At 64.5% G+C, this 17,128-nt stretch carries 14 protein-coding genes; 5 read left to right on the top strand and 9 right to left on the bottom strand.

The window, feature by feature from the left end:
* The first annotated feature begins 143 nt into the window (after positions 1-143).
* From ACGLYG10_RS03525 to ACGLYG10_RS03505, 5 genes are read left to right on the top strand one after another with little or no spacing between them, the layout of a single operon-like run.
* Positions 144-770: a hypothetical protein gene (locus ACGLYG10_RS03525; protein ID WP_139240793.1), complete on the top strand. Its 627-nt coding sequence runs from the start codon at positions 144-146 to the stop codon at positions 768-770.
* Positions 771-816: 46 nt separating this feature from the next.
* Positions 817-1,509, top strand: a complete 693-nt coding sequence (locus ACGLYG10_RS03520) for a hypothetical protein (RefSeq protein ID WP_073327955.1) — start codon at positions 817-819, stop codon at positions 1,507-1,509.
* A gap of 6 nt (positions 1,510-1,515) precedes the next feature.
* Positions 1,516-2,526 carry a hypothetical protein gene (locus ACGLYG10_RS15535; RefSeq protein ID WP_083565445.1) on the top strand — a complete coding sequence of 337 codons (1,011 nt, stop codon included), beginning with the start codon at positions 1,516-1,518 and terminating at the stop codon, positions 2,524-2,526.
* On the top strand, positions 2,523-3,668 hold the full coding sequence (locus ACGLYG10_RS03510) for a DUF6571 family protein (RefSeq protein WP_073327954.1): 1,146 nt from the start codon (positions 2,523-2,525) through the stop codon (positions 3,666-3,668). Before ACGLYG10_RS15535 ends, ACGLYG10_RS03510 begins: the two co-directional genes overlap by 4 nt.
* A gap of 10 nt (positions 3,669-3,678) precedes the next feature.
* Positions 3,679-4,779 carry a DUF6571 family protein gene (locus ACGLYG10_RS03505; protein WP_073327952.1) on the top strand — a complete coding sequence of 367 codons (1,101 nt, stop codon included), beginning with the start codon at positions 3,679-3,681 and terminating at the stop codon, positions 4,777-4,779.
* Between the two features lie 84 nt (positions 4,780-4,863).
* On the opposite strand, the gene ACGLYG10_RS03500 is transcribed toward ACGLYG10_RS03505, so the two are convergent.
* The 9 genes from ACGLYG10_RS03500 to ACGLYG10_RS03460 all read right to left on the bottom strand — a co-directional run bounded on the left by ACGLYG10_RS03500 (position 4,864) and on the right by ACGLYG10_RS03460 (position 17,015).
* Positions 4,864-7,944, bottom strand: a complete 3,081-nt coding sequence (locus ACGLYG10_RS03500) for an alpha-mannosidase (RefSeq protein WP_073327951.1) — start codon at positions 7,942-7,944, stop codon at positions 4,864-4,866.
* A gap of 47 nt (positions 7,945-7,991) precedes the next feature.
* Positions 7,992-8,861: a carbohydrate ABC transporter permease gene (locus ACGLYG10_RS03495; RefSeq protein WP_234416018.1), complete on the bottom strand. Its 870-nt coding sequence runs from the start codon at positions 8,859-8,861 to the stop codon at positions 7,992-7,994.
* Between the two features lies 1 nt (position 8,862).
* The gene (locus ACGLYG10_RS03490) at positions 8,863-9,798 is read right to left on the bottom strand and encodes a carbohydrate ABC transporter permease (protein WP_073327949.1); all 936 of its coding nucleotides are present in this window, start codon (positions 9,796-9,798) and stop codon (positions 8,863-8,865) included.
* The gene (locus tag ACGLYG10_RS03485) at positions 9,798-11,192 is read right to left on the bottom strand and encodes an extracellular solute-binding protein (protein WP_073327948.1); all 1,395 of its coding nucleotides are present in this window, start codon (positions 11,190-11,192) and stop codon (positions 9,798-9,800) included. Before ACGLYG10_RS03485 ends, ACGLYG10_RS03490 begins: the two co-directional genes overlap by 1 nt.
* A 489-nt stretch (positions 11,193-11,681) precedes the next feature.
* Positions 11,682-12,905 carry an ROK family transcriptional regulator gene (locus ACGLYG10_RS03480; RefSeq protein ID WP_073327947.1) on the bottom strand — a complete coding sequence of 408 codons (1,224 nt, stop codon included), beginning with the start codon at positions 12,903-12,905 and terminating at the stop codon, positions 11,682-11,684.
* A gap of 146 nt (positions 12,906-13,051) precedes the next feature.
* Positions 13,052-14,146 (bottom strand): DUF6571 family protein, encoded by a 1,095-nt coding sequence (locus tag ACGLYG10_RS03475; protein WP_139240791.1) that lies wholly within the window; start codon positions 14,144-14,146, stop codon positions 13,052-13,054.
* A 44-nt stretch (positions 14,147-14,190) separates the two neighbouring features.
* Positions 14,191-15,270 (bottom strand): DUF6571 family protein, encoded by a 1,080-nt coding sequence (locus ACGLYG10_RS03470; protein ID WP_073327944.1) that lies wholly within the window; start codon positions 15,268-15,270, stop codon positions 14,191-14,193.
* Entirely contained in the window at positions 15,267-16,169 is a 903-nt protein-coding gene (locus ACGLYG10_RS16515; protein ID WP_244542554.1) for a hypothetical protein, read from the bottom strand. Before ACGLYG10_RS16515 ends, ACGLYG10_RS03470 begins: the two co-directional genes overlap by 4 nt.
* Before the next feature lie 168 nt (positions 16,170-16,337).
* The gene (locus ACGLYG10_RS03460; protein WP_139240789.1) at positions 16,338-17,015 is read right to left on the bottom strand and encodes a hypothetical protein; all 678 of its coding nucleotides are present in this window, start codon (positions 17,013-17,015) and stop codon (positions 16,338-16,340) included.
* Positions 17,016-17,128: the final 113 nt, after the last annotated feature.

The following is a 17,128-nucleotide window of genomic DNA, read 5'->3' as shown; positions in this document are numbered from 1 at the left end:
CGTGGGATGGCTGATGGTGGTTCAGGACGGTGACGGCGAAGGGAGGTAGGGAGATGAAGACGGTGCAGTCGCAATCAAGAGGAAGTAGGACCAGAGAACCCGGACGCGCAATCCGGTGGTGGTGGGGTAGGGCCGCTGCGGCCTTGTGCCTGGTAACCTCCCTGGCTGCGTGCGGACTCATTAATGGTTCGGACGAGACCACGCAGCCGCCGGAGACGCCTCTGGCGGATGAGATGATCTGTGGTGTTTTCCCCAACCAGGACCTCCAGAACATTCTCGGTTTTGACACCTACTGGTATAGCTACAGCACCGGGCCCACAGAGAACGTGAAAACCGGTGACTCCGGTTACCACTATGAGTGCTATGCACGATCCAACAGCGATCCCTTCGGACAGCTCGAGATCAACTACCGTATCGGTACGCGTCTGGATACCGGCTATGGGGTGGTGGAGTTTGATGACATTCCCGCCGAGTACCCCGATACCGCCCGGGAGGTGACTTTCGCGGGTGTGGAGGGCGAGGGCTGGGCATGGACCGACAGCGTCGACATCTATGTGGCGTGGCGTTACAACGACACGCAGGTGCTGTTGGCGAGGCTGACTTATTGGGGTCCGGAGGAGGATCTGGATGAGCAGGTGGGTAAATTCCATGCCGTCCTTGAGCCGGCCCTGGCCCAGATACCGGAGTTGGCCTCCGCAACCAGTACGCGCGTCGTAGTTCCCTCGCCCACGCCAAAAGCCGACGACGAAGCCGCCGACCCAGGCTACTAACCAACCCCTGCCATCCACCCAGTGCTGCAAAGGAGAGCTGTCTAGCATGCAACTGTCAACATACCTGTCTCGTCTGGGGCTGCGCCGTGCTGCCGCTGGCGCTGCGGCGCTGCTGCTGGCCTGTGCGCCCCTGGTGGCGTGCTCGTCCGATTCCGATGACAACCCCTTGGGCATCCCCACCTATGATCCGGAGGCGATGGCCTCGGCGGAGGCGTCTGAGTCGGCTGCCGCGGCGGCGGCCTCCGCGTCGGCGTCTGCTGCCGCCCCTACCCTTGAGTCTCTGTCAGACCAGGAGCTGGGCTACCACATGGTCTCCATCCCCGAAGACCTCACCGAAGCACAGACCAAGGCACTGGTTGACTACGTCGCCTATGACCAAGTCACCTGGCGCATCTGGTCGACCGGCGAAGGCATCGAGAACCTGCCCACCGTCGCAACAGGCGACGTGCTGGTCACGATTGAGCAGGACGCTCGCTCCCTGAACGGCCAACGCGCGAACCCGCCCTTGCGAGTAACAATCACCGAGGTGTCCGTGGCAGAAGACGGCACCTATGCAGAACTAAACACGTGCAACGACCGCACACAAGTCACTGTCACTGATGCCGACGGCAACGACATCACCGGACCGGATTACCAACGTTACGCCGAATATCATGTAATCATGGTCCCCGGCCCGGACGGTAATTGGCTCACCACCTCGGAGACCTTAGTCTCCAATGATGACTGCACTGTGGAGTGATGCCGGATGCGCACCCGGAAGATCCACGGCCTGCTCGCCGCCGTCCTGACCCTGACGTCCGCACTCTTAATCACCGACAGCCCGCATGCTGGCCAGGCTGATGTAGCCCAGAGTTCGCCTTCGGCTGGTGTCTCGGCTTCCGGTGACGGCGGGGGCTCCATCGAGGCATCGGTGACCGTGACCTACGCCTCCCCCGGTAGCACGCCGACCAGCCAGACGGTCACCTCCTCCACCCAGGTCGTACAAGTCCCGCCCTCATGCGGCTACAAACCCACCTACACCGGCCCCGAGATCGCAGAGATCTACCGCAATGCCCCCGAAAGCGCCCCCGGACTCAAACCCCTGTACGCCGACTGGGAAGACCACGCCGAGGACACCAACGGTCAGTGGTGGCGCTCCTACTGCGACCCCTCGGTATTCCCCGACGTCCAAAGCTTCGTGAAGGCACAGCATGAGTTCGTCAACAACAACCCCACCGTGATCTGGGTCGTCGCCGATGATACCCCGCCGGCCCCACACGTCGATCCCGCCACTCTGGCCACCACCGTCTGGGAAAGCGTCAGCATCCCCGCCCCCGCCATCGACTACAACCCCAAGATCGGCGACAGCCAAGCCACCATTGTCGGCTTCGCCACCTGGATCTGGACCACCAACAACACCCCCAGCCGAGTCGAGATCCAGGCCACCGTCGGCTCAACCAGCGTGACCGTGACCGCGGCCTCCAACAAGCTCGACCTCTCGGCCCCCGACAGCGAGGTCGACTGCACCGGCTTCGGTATCCCCTGGACCGAGCAGAACGACTACCTGGGCACCGACTGCATGATCATGTTCACCCGCAGCTCCGCCCACCTGGAAGACTCCGTTACCCCGCTAGACATCAGCGTCCTATACACCGCCAGCTGGACCTCATCCACCGGACAAACCGGCAACCTCACCCCCCTCACCACCACAACAACCACCAGCATCCCGGTGGCGGAGATCCAGACGATTATCGTCCAGCCCACCGATGAACCATGAAACAGCGCACTATTAGTTTTCGACTGGCGGCGGCCGTGTTGGTACTGCTGATGACGTGTGCGCCGCTGGGGGCGTGCTCGCTTGGTTCGCGCGGGGACGCCTTGGATATCCCCGGCTTCGACATGCGCGTGAAGGACAGTGAGGCCAACGCCCAGGCCGCCCTCGAGTATTTGGCTCCCGATGGTGAGATCAGCGACGGGTGGTGGGTGCCGGGGGAACGGACTCGGGAGCGGTGGGAGACGCTTGCCGACAGCTGGGACTCCAGCACCCTGGAGGAGCTGACGGCGGCAATGGCCGCGGTCTCGACGATGCGTAGCAGCCCGGATGAGGAGACCTCAGCCGCGGCGACCTGGGTCACCGCAAGGTCGATCGAGTTCGCCGTCGACCAGGTGCCGTCCAGGTATTACACCGACGCTGTGAAGGAGAACCTGGCGGTGGTGGTGGTCAACACCGCGGACGAAGGAGTGAAAGTCGCTACGGGCGGTTCCCCTAAGGGATTGGGCCTGTATCAGGGTGAGAAGGGCAAGGACCTGGACGACGCCAACAGCCTGTATACAACGATGGTCTATCGAGTTATTGACAACAAAGCCGCCGCTGCGAACATCCGTTCGGCGTTGTTTGATGCCGCCATGGAACGTTATCCGGACGTCGGCGACGTGACGACGCTTGAAATGAAGTATCAGATTGTTGGGAGCGTGTACGGGTACCTGACTGTAATCGGCGGTGAGCGCATGGTGGATGTCATGGGTGCCAACGCGGAGTTCGACAACCCGATCGGCACAACGCGTTGGGCGTTGGAGGCCATGGCCTATGCCGATGCGGTTAACCAGGGGCTGTTCACCGATCCGGAGGCATTCAACTCCGAATACCTACAGGATGGGGGTAGTGGCGAGCCCTACTCGTGGTACACGACCAACGATGACGGCACCACCACTTTCACGCTGGATGCTCCGCCGAGCAGCGAGCAGAGCGCCCAGATCCACAGCTGGGCCAACGCCATCGACCCCGAACACGATCCTGAATACGCGGTCATGCGTGCGGACAGTGGCGTGAACGCCGGGGTCCGCAGAGGGGTCTGCCTGATCCGTGGAGGGGACGGCATAGGGGGTGAGCCCGGTGAGATCGCGATCAAGAAGAACTAGAACATTCCTGTTGGCACTACTGGTGGCCTGCATGCCAATGGTGGCGTGTACGGCGGACTCGGACGAGCGCGGCCTGGACATTCCCGGCTTTGAGCCTGACGCCGCCACCGACCAGGCCAACGTCCGAGCTGCGTTCGAGTACCTCAACCCCGATGGTGAGATGAGTGGCGGTTGGTGGGTGCCGGGGGAACGGACTCGGGAGCGGTGGGAGACGCTTGCCGACAGCTGGGACTCCAGCACCCTGGAGGAGCTCACCGCCGCCATGGCGGCGGTATCAACCATGCGCGGCAGCCAGGATGAGGAGACCTCCGCCGCGGCAACCTGGGTCACCGCAAGGTCGATCGAGTTCGCCGTCGACCAGGTGCCCTTCGAGGACTACACGGAGGCCATGAAGGAGAACCTGGCGGTGGTGGTGGCCAGCACCGCCGACGAGGGCAGCGGGGTGGCCGGTGGCGGCACCACCAAGGGATTGGGCCTGTACAGGGACGATGGCAGCAAGAACAGCGGTGATGCCAACAGCGTGTACACCACGCTGATCTACCGGCTAATTGACAATCAGGATGCTGCCGCAACCATCTCCAAGGCGTTCGTCGATGCCGCTATGGCCGATTATTCCAGCATGGCCGACGCCGGCGACCTCGGGGCCATGGGCCAGGATATGGGCAATGCGTACGGATACCTGAATGCCATCGGCGTTGAGCGCATGACGGATATTGCAGGGGCGGACGTGGCGTTCGACAACCCGATCACCATCACTCGGAGCACGCTGGAATCCCAAGCGTATGCGGAGGCGGTCAACCAAGGCTTGTTCGCCGACCTTGACGCCTTCAACTCCGAGTACCTCCAGGATGAGTTCGGGGAACCGTATTCGTGGTACTCCACCGGCGCCGACGGCGCAGTCAGCTTCAACCTCGACAACCCGCCGACCCGCCGGCAGAGTATTGAGGTCCACAACTGGGCCGACGACGTCGCGCCCGAGCACGACCCGGAAGGCGTATTCATGAACGCGAATCGAGGCCTCAACACCGGTATCAGCGACGGGCAGTCCTTGATCTACGGCCATGATGGTGCGGGCGGTGACCCCGGTGACATCGCGATTGAGAAGTACTGAGCCGACTCGCCTCGAGGTTCGGGGTGCGGCATGCTGCTCGGGTTCCTGCACTGCGCGGGTGCCGTAGTCGGCGGCGCCCACCGATCACACCCGGGCGATCCTCAGCGTGAGGATCTGGAAGGGGCGCAGCTCGAAGCCGCTGGTCAGGGCGCCCGCCTGCGCGCCGTTGGCGCTCTCGGCGGGAACGGTGCGCAACTCGACGACGTCGCTCGGGCGCTCCAACAAATCGGTGGTGACTACCGAGGCGGCGGCGAAGCCGGTGGTGACTGCGCCGCGGGTGCGGGCCCCCAGTGACTCGTACAGGCGGACGACGACGTCACCGCTGCGATCCTCGGCGAGTTTGACCGTCTCTACGACCACGCCCGTGCCGTCGACGGACACGATCGGGGCCACCTCGTGGGCGCCGGTGACCATGCGCGCAGGCAGGTTGAAGGCATACCCCTCCCGCACGGCGTCGTCGATCGTGGCCCCCGGGCGCAGCGCGACCCTGAGCGAGTGTTGCCCCTGGTCGGCCTCCGGATCAGGGAACAGCGGCGCGCGCAGCAGGGACAGTCGTACCGTCGTCATCGGGTGACCTAAGGCGTCCAGGTCCCGGGTGACGTCGTGGCCGTAGGTGGAGTCGTTCAGCACTGCCACCCCGTAGTCGGGCTCGCCCACGTGAATCCAGCGGTGAGCGCAGATCTCGTAGCGGGCGGCATCCCAGGAGGTGTTTTGATGTGTTGGGCGGGCCACGTGCCCGAACTGCATTTCGGCGGTGGAGGCCTCCGCCACCAGGTCCAGGGGGAATGCCAGCTTGAGCAGCTGCTGCCGCTCATGCCAGTCGACGTCGAAGTCGAAGACCACCTGCTTGGAGCCCGGGTGCAGGCGGATGCACTCCACCAGTGTGGAGGCCCGTCCGAGCGCGCGGGTAAGGCGCACGCACACGCCGTCCGCGTCCCGCGTGACCTCCAGATCCCGTACATCGAGCACGTCTTGGACCGTGTGCCGGTACTCGGCGTCAATGTCCCAGGCATCCCACTGGCGCGGGGTATCGCGGTGCAGCTGCAACAGGCCCGCCCGGGCGCCCGGCGGGAGCAGCTCCCGGCCGGCCTCCAGGTCCACGACCGAGGTAAGGGTCCCGGCGGTGTCGAGCACCAGACGGAGCAGCCCGTTGTCAATGACCCATCCGCCCGCGGACTGCTCCACCGACACTTCGCCGAAGGCGGGCACCGGTTCGCCAGCGCCCAGCGCGGGCACGCCGTCGCGCGCCGCCGGGGCGGCGTTGAACAGCAGCGGAGTGTCCCCGCTCCCCACGAGCGCGGCGGCGGCGTCGCCGATCACCCCCTCGAGTGTGCGCGCGACCTCGGCGTACTCGGCCTCGGTGCGCTGATACACCCAACCGATGGAGGTGCCCGGGAGAATGTCGTGGAACTGGTTGCGCAGCACCGTGCGCCACGACTCCTTCAAAGCCTCATACGGGTAGGGTGCGCCGAAGTAGACGGCCGCCGTCGCCGCCCACAACTCGGCCTCCCGCAACAGGTGCTCACTGCGGCGGTTGCCCTGCTTGGTGCGCAGCTGGGAGGTGTAGGTGCCGCGGTGGAACTCCAGGTACATCTCCCCGTTCCACACCGGCAGCCGGGCACCGCCCCCTTCGGCGGACAGGGCCTCGGCTTCGCCCTGGGCGCGTTCGAAGAAGGTATTCGGACTGCCCAGCTCCACCGTTGGCACACCCTCAAGATCCTGGAAGCGGTGCGCGGCCGCCAGCATCTCCCGGGTGGGGCCGCCACCGCCGTCGCCGTAGCCGAAGGGCACGATCGAGGTGGTGCAGATGCCCTTCTCCGCGAAGTTCGCCTCGGCGTGGCGCAGCTCGGTGACTGATAGCCGGGCGTTGTAGGCGTCCACCGGGGGAAAGTGAGTCAGTACGCGAGACCCGTCGATGCCCTCCCAGTAGAACGTGTGGTGCGGCATGCGATCGGTGTCGTTCCAGGACAGCTTCTGGGACAGGAACCAGGGGGAGCCGGCCGCCCGGGCGATCTGAGGCAGTGAGCCGCTGTAACCGAAGGAGTCCGGCAGCCACACATCCCGCGTCTCCACCCCGAACTCCTCCAGGAAGAACCGCTTCCCCTCAATGAACTGGCGGGCCAATGCCTCCGACCCGGGCATATTCGTATCCGACTCCAACCACATGCCGCCCACGGGCACGAAGCGTCCCTCGGCCACCCGCTGCCGGATGCGCTCAAACAGCTCCGGCTGAGCCTGTTTGACCCATTGGTACTGCTGGGCGGAGGAACAGGCGAAGACGAAGCCCGGATCCTGATCCATCAGCGCTAATGCACTGGAGAAGGTGCGCACGCACTTGCGTACCGTCTCGCGCACCGGCCACAGCCAGGCGGAGTCGATATGCGCATGCCCGACGGCGAGCACGTGGTGCGCGCTCGCATTGGCCCGGCAGGCGAGCACGCCGGCCAGCGCGTCCCGGGCCGTCGGCGCGGTGCCGGCCACGTCGGCGGGATCGACGATGTCGGCGGCGCGTTCCAGCGCCGCGTCGATGCGGGCGCGGCGGGTGGAGTCCTCCGGCAGGGCGGCCGCCAGCTCCAGCAGGACGGCCAGATCCTGAACCAGCTCCCACACGACGTCGTCGCGCAGGGCCACATCGGCGCGGCCCAGGCGGTACAGCGGGTCGCTGCCCGCGGTCTCCCGGTAGCCGTAGGGCGTGGGGGAGAAGCCGAAGCCCCCGGCCACATCCGGGTTGGAGGCAGCCTCCACGTAGACGTCGATAGCATCCGGCTCGCCGTCCCAGGGGACCGTGTGGTTGCGCGGGGAAAGCGCCTTGACCGCCGAGCCGTCGGGGCGCAGCAGCAGGCCCTCGGCCTGGAATCCGGGCTGTGCGGCGGTGAAACCCAGGTCGATGCTCAGCTCCACGTGCGTGCCCTCCGCCCGGCGCCACCCGGCGGGCACGCTCCCGATCGCGTGGAACCAGGTGGTGCCCCACGGCGGTCCCCAGGGGGTGCCGACGGCGATGGGGGAGTAGTCCTCGGTGACGGCCCGGGTGAAGTGGACCGGCTCGCCCGGTGCCTGCCAGGCCGACAGCTCCAGGGGCAGGCGATCGCGGTAGATCGCCGGACGGACGTGGTCGCGCAGCAGGCGTTCGGCGCGCTGCTCGGTCAGGAGGGGGTTGGAATGCATGTGGTGGTTGTTCCTGGTCTCGTCTGCGGTGAGGTGTTGGCGTCGGATCAGCCCTTGACGGCGCCGGCCATGGCGAAGCCTCCGCCAACGCGGCGCTGCACGATCAGGTAGAGCAGCAGCACGGGGGTGGAGTAGAAGATGGAGAAGGCAGCCAGCTTGCCGTAGGCGATCGATCCATGCGTGCCGAAGAAGTTGTAGATGGCTACCGCGGCGGGCTGATGCTCGGGGGAGAACAGCAGCACGAAGGGCACGAAGAAGTTGCCCCAGGCGCCGGTGAACACGAAGATGAACACCACGGCGATGCCGGGCTTCATCAGTGGAACCACGATCCGCCACAGGGCGGTCATAGCGGAGGCGCCGTCCACCCAGGAGGCCTCCTCCAGGGAGATCGGTACGGAGTCCATGAAGTTCTTCATCATCCAGATGGCCATCGGCAGGGAGGTGGCCGCCATGAACAGAATGGTGCCTGCAACCGAGTCGAGCAACTGGAAGCTGACGAACAGGGAGTAGACGGGCACCATCATGGCCGTGATCGGCAGGCAGGTGCCGAACAGGATCGTGTACATGAAGCCCTTGTTGAAGCGCATCTGGAAGCGTGACAGCGGGTAGGCCGCGAGCGTGGCCACCACCACGGTGATCGCCGCGGTGCCGAAGGAGATCAGCAGGGAGTTCCAGAGCGGACGCAGAGTCTCGTCGACGTTGGCGATCTCGGTGAAGTTGGACAGGGTCCAGGTCTCGGGGACGGAGATGGACACGGTGGCCGCGGGGTCGAAGGCGGACAGGATGATCCATGCGAGTGGGATCAGGAAGCAGACCCCGATCAGCGCCATAATCACCGAGGCAACGATCTTGAGCCCGTGCCCGCGCGGCGAGGAGAGTCTGAGCGATGCTGTGGGTGACTGCTGCATGTCAGGCATGTCAGTCCACCTCCGGTTTGAGCAGTTTCATGTAGACGACGGAGAAGAGCGCCCCGACCAGCAGCGTGACGGTGGCGATCGCCGTGCCGTAGCCGACCTGGGAGAATTTGAACGCCTCCTGGTAGGCGAGCACCGGCAGGGTGGAGGAGCTCGTGCCCGGGCCACCGCCGGTCATCACCCAGATGAGGGTGAACACGCCCAGCGTCTGCAGGGTGGTGAGCATGAGGTTGGTGGCGATGGAACGGCGAATGATCGGCAGCGTGATGCGGAAGAAGGTCTGCGCGGTGGAGGCGCCGTCGATGGCGGCGGACTCCTTGACCTCGGGCGGCACCTCGGCGAGTGCGGCGTTGTACTGCATCATCGAGAAGGCGGTGCCGCGCCAGACATTGGCGAGTATGACCGACAGCATGGGGAAGGTGAGCAGCCACTTGGGGCCTTCCAGGCCGATGAAGGAGAGCATCGAGTTGAGGGTTCCTTCGGAGGCGAAGAAGGCGTAGCAGGCGAAGGCCGCGACGATCTCCGGCAGCGCCCAGGCCACCACGACGATTCCGCCCACTAGGGAGGCCAGCGGGCGTGCGCAGTGGCGCATGAGGACGGCCAGCGCCATGCCCAGTACGTTCTGGCCGACGATAGCCGAGGCGAAGACGAAGACCGCCGTCAGGAGGATCGACTTCAGGAAGGCCGGGTCGGAGAAGAGAGTCACGTAATTGTTCAGGCCCACGAAGGACGGTGCGGCCGCCTTGTAACCACTCATGGCCCGGTCGGTCAGTGACCCGTACAGGGAGTAGATGATCGGGCCTAGCAGGAATAGGGCGAGTAGGACGACGGCCGGAATCAGCGGGGCGGTGCGCCGGAGGGTCCTGCCGGAGTGACGGCGTCGGGCCGACGTTGCGCCTCTACCCGCCGCCGTCGTGCCCGTTGTAGCAGGTGCGCTCATCAGGAGGCCGCCTCGGTGCCGTCCTCGCCGACGATGGAGACCAGGCCGGAGTCGTAGGTGGCCGCTGCCTCCTCGGGGGTGGCGTCGTCGGTGACCACGGACTCGCAGGCGATCTGAATGTTCCCGGAGATCTGCGAGTAGTCGGGGGTGGTGGGGCGGAAGTGCGTGTACGGAACCAAGCTCGAGAAGAACTCGAAACTGGGGTTGTAGGAGAGGTAGTCCTCGGACTCGGCCACGTCCATGCGTACGGCGACCTGAGCGTTCTCCGTGTCGTATTTCAGGGTGTTCTCGTAGTTCAGGGCGATCGAGATGAATTGGAAGGCGGCCTCGGGGATCGCGCACTTGGAGCCGACTGCCAACGTCCAGCCGCCGGACATGGACGTGAACCCATCGCCCTGGCCGTTCTGCGTGGGCATCATCGCGAAGCCCATCGTCTCCTCCCACTCCGGCCAGGGGTTGTCGCCGGAGATCCAGCCGCCGGGCATCCAGGAGCCGTCGATCGCCATGGCCAGTTTGCCTTGGGGGAGCAGCTCGGTGGAGACGCGGTTGCCGATGGCGGAGTCGAGCGCAACGTCCAGGCTGGGGCCGAGTTCTTCGGCGTAGACCGTGTCCATGAAGGCCAGTGAGTCGATGAAGCCCTGTGAGCCAGTGACCCACTTCTGAGTGTCGGTGTTGTACAGGAGTTCGGAGTCGGTGCCGGACAGGAGCATCTCAAAGCCCTGCATGGAGGTCATCTCGCCGCCGGCCTTGGCGACGAAGATGTTCAGTGGGATGACATCCGGGACCTGCGTCTTGATGGTGCGGGCGGCGTCGAGAATCTCATCCCAGGTGGTCGGCTGCCAGTCCTCGGGCAGTCCCGCTTGGGCGAAGATCTGCTTGTTGAAGTAGATGCCGCGGGTGTCGGTGCCCATGGAGACGCCATACAGCTTGCCGTCGTCGCCGAGCCCGGCCTCCTTGGCGGAGTCGACGAACTGATCCCAGTCCTCCCAGGCCTCCACGTACTCGTCGATGGGCATGAGGTAACCGGCGGCGGCGTCTGAGCGGACCTGGAAGGAGTCCTCGTACATGACATCCGGGGCGGTGGAGTCCGAGCCGTTCATCAGCGCCAGCTTGGTGAAGTACTGGTCCTGTTCGGCCTCGATCGGCACCAGCTCGATGGTTACCTCGGAGTTAGCCGCCTCGAACTCGTCCTTGGCCTTGGTCAGTAGGTCCTCGAGCTGGGTGAAGGCCGAAGTCTTCTGGTAGGCGATCTTGAGGGTGCTGCTTGAACGCTTGCTCGAGGAGCCCGAGCATGCAGTGAGTGCGGCCGCCGCCGAGGCGAGTGAGGCGCCGATGAGGAAGCTCCTGCGGCTCGGGTTCGGGTGGGTTAGGGGTGCGGGGGTTGAGTGGGGCATGGGTGGGCTCCTTTGCGCGGGGCATCTACAGTGACGCCATCACTAAATACTCCATCAAATGGATAAAATACTGTCAAGTCGTCCTGGAGGACGTTGCTTAGTCGTTATATAAGGGTGTGTGGGCGGAGCGTGGACCGTGGCCGGGAGTGGGCGCACGACGTTTCGGCACTTACGACGACGGTTCGTACCTTCCGGTCAACGATTCGTACTCCGCGGTGACGGTTCGTACTGCTGGGTGCCGAACCGTCGCCAGAACTGCCGAAGCGCTGGGGCGAAGTGCCGAACCGTCGGTGGAACGCGTAAACAGTCATCGCAGGGAGTAGCCGCTGTGCCTGGGGGCCATCGCCCGCTTTTGGTGTTTTCTGCATGCTCCATGCGAGGCCGGTGATGGTTTTGCGCGCCGCTGTTGCGGCCGATCTCAGTGGGCGGACCCGGGCTCCACCTCGCCTGTTCGGCATCGACCGCATCCTGGGGATCAAGCGCGGGCCCTCAACTCCCGATGAGCAGCGTTGCCGGAGTCGGCGAGAAGAGGCGGTCAAGCACGAGACAGGCCGCTCCCACGGTACCGGCACGTTCGCCGAGCGAGGAGGTGTGTAAGTTCAGCGGACGCGGTTGCCCGTGCAGCGTGTGATCGGCGATCGCGTGTTGCAACTCGGGTTCGCACAGCGGCCGCATGGCGGCCCAGCGCGGGCCGGTGATGACGATTGCGGATATGTCCAGCAGTTCGGCCACGGCCAGTACGGCAGCGCCCAGCACACGCCCCGCCGAGGCGAACACCTCGATCGCCGTTGCCTCCCCCCGACCGGCGCGGACCAGCAGGTCGGTGAAGCCCTCCTCGATTTCATGGGGATTCCACGAGTCGACCTCGCCCGGAAGCGTCATGCCGAGCTCGCGCGCATGCGCCACCAGCTCGCGCTCGCCCAGCGAGGTGCCCAGGATGCGCCCGCGCGGCGAGGCTGAGAGCGGGTCTCCGGGCAGGTGCATGGTTTCGCCCGCGTTGCCGGTTGTCCCTCGTACCACCTGCCCGGCGATCACGGGGGAGATCGCGGCGCCGGCGCCGAGGTAGAACACCAGAAAGTCGGCCGGATCCGGCGACTCGCCGGTCCATAGGTGCGCCTTGGCCACCGCCGTGACGTCCTTGTCCAGGACGACGTCCAGGCCCGTCTGTCGGGCCAGCAGGTCGCGCAGCGGTACCGTGCCCCAGCCCGGCAATAGGGGCGGACTGACGGTGCCGGCGTCGTCGTCTATCGGTCCGGGTGCGGCGACGCCGATGCCCAGCAGCCTGCCGCGCGGAACCGAGGCCTCTTGCACCATGCGTTCGACCTCGTGGTGCAGATGCGCGATTGCCGCCGTGGCATCCTGGGGCGAGGGCAGCGGGCCGTAGTTCTCGGCGACGATCTCGCCGGTCAGGTCCACTACCGCGATGCCCAGGGCGGACGGGTCGATGTGAATGCCGACGGCGAGTCCTCCGGAAGGGTTGAGACTGAGGGCGACGCCGGGTCGCCCCCTGCCACCGGGGGGCACGCTGCCGGTCTCGCGGATCAGCTGCTGGTTGAGCAACTCACGGGTCACATTGGAGACCGTCTGCGGCGCCAGACCGGTGATCCGCCCGAGCTGTGCCCGGGTGAGTCCGTCGGCGGAGTGGCGGATCGCCTCCAGTACGACGGCCCGGTTGAACCCGCCCACCCGGGGCAGGTTGCTGCCACGTCCCATCGTGCCTCCCTCAGCTCGGCCCTCCTGTGCGGGATGGAGACTACCCAGGAATTCGATGCGACCGTTCTGGGGAACGCACGCGTAGGGTTCCAACGCGGGGCCGCTGGACTGTGGGGTTGGCGCCGAGCAGGCAAGGGCGGGGCGGTTCATGTGATAACTTTGGCCGCCTGCCCCTCGCCGTAGCCGAGGTTATAGCCTGCTTCGATACTGACGTGAAGGCTGTTCATGGTGGGGTCGGCGGCTAGTCCGTCCCAGTCCATGTACTCCTGGGCTGCTTGGGGGGTCATGGGGTCGGGGGCGGTGATGGTGGGATTTCCGTCGATCTCGGTGTAGAAGGAGAAGGGCTGGCCGTTGTTGCCGGTGGCGGCGGCCTCCATGGCGGCGTCGCTGAGCAGGCCGTACTGTGCGGCATCAACATAGGCCTGAGCGCGCAGCACGGTGTCGACGTCGGCAGCGTTGATGGTGTCTGAAGTACTGTTGTCCATGCGTAGCTCGGCCATGCCATCGAGATAGCCCATGGTCTGCGCGGCGGACTGATACTGCCCAAGCAGGGTTGTTTCGGGGTCGGCGGCCGTAGTCATCTTTGAGTCGATTCGGTTTTGGTGGTACTGGAGCATGGCGGAGGTCAGGGTTTCAGCGGCGTTCTCGTTATCAATGACGCGGTACAGGGTGGTCTCGAACTGCGCGTCGGTGACCATCCCAGACAGGCCATAGACGTTATTGACTTCTAAGGATCCGCCGTTCGCCAGGCCGGCGAGCTCATCGGGGCTGTTGCCGAGCAGGACGGCGAGATTCTGCTTCATGGTTGAGGTGAAGTCCTTGAGGGGCACCTGGTTGGCGGTGAACTCAATTGATTCGGCGGCAATCCAGGTGGCGGCTGCTGATGTTTCGTCGTCTTTGTCGGTGCGTAGGGTCGAGACGGCGGCCATGGCAGCGATGAGTTCTTCCAGGCCGCTGGAGTTCCAGTGGCCTTCTTCGAGTGTCTTCCACCTTTCTTGGGTCTGCTGTCCGGGAGCCCACTGGCCAGCGTCGACCTGCCCGTCGGGGCTGAGGTAGTCCAAAGCGGCCCGGGCGTTGGTTTGGTCGCCGCTTGCGGTTCCTGGATCAAAATCGGGAATGTCCAGTTCACTTTCGAAATACTGCGCGCACGCCACCAAGGGTGCGCATGCCAGTAATAGCGTCAGCAGGGCGGCCGACAGACTGCGCCTGGGGCGGGGCGTGCTGGCTCTGGATCGCATCATAAGAAAGCTCCTCATCAGGTCTACGCCCCTATTGCGTGCCCCTATCATTTGATAACCTCCGCCGCCTGGCCGTTCGCATATCCTAGGCTGTGGCCCGTGTTGATGTCGCTGTCGATGCTTATCATGACAGAATCGTTGACTAGTGTTCTCCAGTTTATGTAACTATGGGCGGTTTCTGGTGTTATGGGGTTGGGAGCGGTGATGGTGGGTTGCCCGTCGACTTCGGTGTAGAAGGAGAATGGCCCGCCGTTGTTACCGGTCGCGGCGGCCTCCAGCGTCTCCTCGCTCAGCAGACCGTACTGTGCGGCGTCAACGTAGGCCTGAGCTGTCAGCACCGTATTCATGTCGGCGGCGTTGATGGTGTCGGAGGTGCTGTTGTTGTTCGTGTGTAGTTCGGTAATGCCGTCGAGGTAGCCCATGGTCTGTGCGGCGGATTGATACAGCCCGAGCAGGGTTGTTTCGGGGTCGGCGGCCGTGGGAATTTTTTCGTCGATTTGGTTGTGGTGGTAGCTGAGCATGACGGTGACCAGTGTGTCGGCGGCGTTCTCGTTATCGATGACGCGGTACAGGGCGGTTTCGAACTGCGCGTCGGTGACCAGGCCAGACAGACCATACAGGTCCGAACTCTCCAGAGACTCACCACCCGCTAGGGCGACGACCTCGTCAGGGCTGTTGCCCAGTAGTGCAGCGAGGTTCTGCTTCATGGTGTCGGTGTAGTTCTTGGGGGGTACCTGGTCGACGGCGAACTCGATCGACCTTGCGGTGACCCAGGTCGCCGCCGCGGCGGTCTCCTCATCCGGGCTGCCGCGCATGGTCGACGCCGCGGCCATTGCCGCTGTCAGCTCCTCCAGGGTGCTGGAGTCCCAGCTGCCGGCAAGCGTCTCCCACCGCTCCCGAGTCCGTTCCCCCGGCACCCACCACCCGTCGCTGATCTCACCATCGGGAGCCAAATACTCGAGGGCGGCCTGGGCGTTGGCCTCACTGTCCCTCACGCGCATGTCGAAGCCGGGGATATCGAAGGCGTCCCCGCGTGAACCAAGCGAGCAGGCCTCCAGCGGTGCACACGTCATCAGCAGTACCAACACGGCCGCCGCCAGTCGAAAACTGATAGTGCGCTGTTTCATGGTTCATCGGTGGGCTGGACGATAATCGTCTGGATCTCCGCCACCGGGATGGTGGTGGTTGTGCTGGTGGTGTGGGTGTCCATCGAGCCCGAAGCGCCGTCGGTGGCGGTGTAGGTGATCGCGTAGGACACTTTGATGTCTACCGGAGTCACACCGTCCTTGAAGTGCGCACTGGACCGGTTGAACACGATCTTGCAGTCGGTGCCCTTGGCGTCGTTCTCTTCAGTCCAGGGGATGCCGAAGCCGGTGCACTTGGCGGTGCCGTCCTTGGGCTGGAGGGTCAGCATGGAGGCGGTGGGGGTGATTGTGGCGGTGGTCGACCCAGCCGTAGCCGTCACTTCTACTTCTTTGGGGGTGTCGCCGGTGGCCCACACCCAGGTATCCATACCCACAATCGTGGCCCCCACATCCCCAACCATCGGGTTATACGAGATCGTCGCCGTAGGGATGGTCACCGCATCCCACGCCGCCTGAGCCAACGTCGCCCCATCCACCTCCGGGGCGGGAGCAGACTCGCCGGCAGGAACATACACAGGACCATTCGAGGTGAACTGCCCGAACAGCTTCTGGTACTCCATCGGATCGTCACCGTTGTAGTACTTCCAATCGCACCACGGCCTATACCAGTAACCCTCCTCATCGTCCGCATAGGAGTCGTAATCGGGATACTCAGACTCGATATACGACCGGATACCACCCCAGTTGCCGTGCACCGAATACTTCTCCTCCGCCTGCCTGGAGTCAATCCACTGCGCGACCTCCGCACCCGTCCGATCCCGCTCATACCAGCACACCGGATGCACCGTGGCGGTCACCGACTGCGACCACGCCGAAGCACCACCACCAGAACCAGCCGACCCATCCGCCGCAGCAGATGTGGACGTCGCTGTGACCGTCATCGTCACCGAACCATCCCCACCCTGCACGACCGAACCAGACGACAAACCAGAACCAGTGGGCGTGTCTCGAAGCCTTTGCGCCCATGCGTTCGGCGCGATCACAGCAGAGGCAAATACAGAAAGGGCGACTATGGCTGTTACCGCCACTCGGTTTTTGCGTTTCATTGTTCACGCCACGCATTCGTTGGTCGATAGCGTTGTTTCATCCGATTCTTTCCAGACCCCATCGTCGTAGATCATGGTTATAAGCACCTCATAGCGGCCTTGGAGTGTTTCTGGGTCACTGACGTCGTTACCGTCAGCGTCGTACGCTACGAGGTCCGAGTGGTCACCGCAGATCAATACCTGAGCCTTACGTGCGTCGAGTGCAAACACCTGATTTACCGAAACGCGGACTACTCCGTCCGTACGCTCGTCCCCTAACTGTTCGTAGCCTTCCTTTAGTACCTGAAACTCCTCTGTGGTCATGAGGGGTTCGGCGTTTTCGACGCCGGTGCCGGTGAACCAGATGTTCCAGGTGACCTGGTCGTAGTTGACGAAGGCCTTGAGCACCTCGGTCTGCTGCTCATCCAGGTCCTCGGGTATGGAGGTGACTTCGTAGCGGTCGGTGGACAGCGACTCCGCCGTCACCACACCCGCAGCCTCCGCCGAAGCCGCAGCCGACGCAGACGCCTCAGTAGCGGCAGCGGACTCTGCCGCCTCCGCAGACGCCGCAGCCTCCGGATCATATGTAGGAATACCCAAGGGGTTGTCATCCGACTCAGACGAACACGCCACCAGAGACGCACCAACCAGCAGCAGCGCCAGCAGACCAACAACCGGCCTGCTCCGACGGGGACGAGACATTCTTGTTGGCGATCGCATATTCGACAGTCTCCTTTACCTACTCGCAATAGTAGCGGACGCAAATCGGTCAAGCCGACGGCACGTAGGACGAACACACAACCAATCACACACGA

The sequence above is a fragment of the Actinomyces glycerinitolerans genome (assembly GCF_900098745.1).
Lineage (GTDB): Bacteria > Actinomycetota > Actinomycetes > Actinomycetales > Actinomycetaceae > Actinomyces > Actinomyces glycerinitolerans.
The sequence above is the reverse complement of the archived record's forward strand: the minus strand, read 5'-3'. Positions and strand labels throughout refer to the sequence as shown.

Bases quoted from the DNA above. Each gene is read 5' to 3' on its own strand.
- ACGLYG10_RS03485 (WP_073327948.1), bottom strand. From the start codon at position 11,192: ATGCCCCACTCAACCCCCGCACCCCTAACCCACCCGAACCCGAGCCGC.
- ACGLYG10_RS03460 (WP_139240789.1), bottom strand. From the start codon at position 17,015: ATGTCTCGTCCCCGTCGGAGCAGGCCGGTTGTTGGTCTGCTGGCGCTG.
- ACGLYG10_RS03480 (WP_073327947.1), bottom strand. From the start codon at position 12,905: ATGGGACGTGGCAGCAACCTGCCCCGGGTGGGCGGGTTCAACCGGGCC.
- ACGLYG10_RS03470 (WP_073327944.1), bottom strand. From the start codon at position 15,270: ATGAAACAGCGCACTATCAGTTTTCGACTGGCGGCGGCCGTGTTGGTA.
- ACGLYG10_RS15535 (WP_083565445.1), top strand. From the start codon at position 1,516: ATGCGCACCCGGAAGATCCACGGCCTGCTCGCCGCCGTCCTGACCCTG.
- ACGLYG10_RS03510 (WP_073327954.1), top strand. From the start codon at position 2,523: ATGAAACAGCGCACTATTAGTTTTCGACTGGCGGCGGCCGTGTTGGTA.
- ACGLYG10_RS03520 (WP_073327955.1), top strand. From the start codon at position 817: ATGCAACTGTCAACATACCTGTCTCGTCTGGGGCTGCGCCGTGCTGCC.
- ACGLYG10_RS16515 (WP_244542554.1), bottom strand. From the start codon at position 16,169: ATGACGGTCACAGCGACGTCCACATCTGCTGCGGCGGATGGGTCGGCT.
- ACGLYG10_RS03475 (WP_139240791.1), bottom strand. From the start codon at position 14,146: ATGATGCGATCCAGAGCCAGCACGCCCCGCCCCAGGCGCAGTCTGTCG.
- ACGLYG10_RS03500 (WP_073327951.1), bottom strand. From the start codon at position 7,944: ATGCATTCCAACCCCCTCCTGACCGAGCAGCGCGCCGAACGCCTGCTG.
- ACGLYG10_RS03490 (WP_073327949.1), bottom strand. From the start codon at position 9,798: ATGAGCGCACCTGCTACAACGGGCACGACGGCGGCGGGTAGAGGCGCA.
- ACGLYG10_RS03495 (WP_234416018.1), bottom strand. From the start codon at position 8,861: ATGCCTGACATGCAGCAGTCACCCACAGCATCGCTCAGACTCTCCTCG.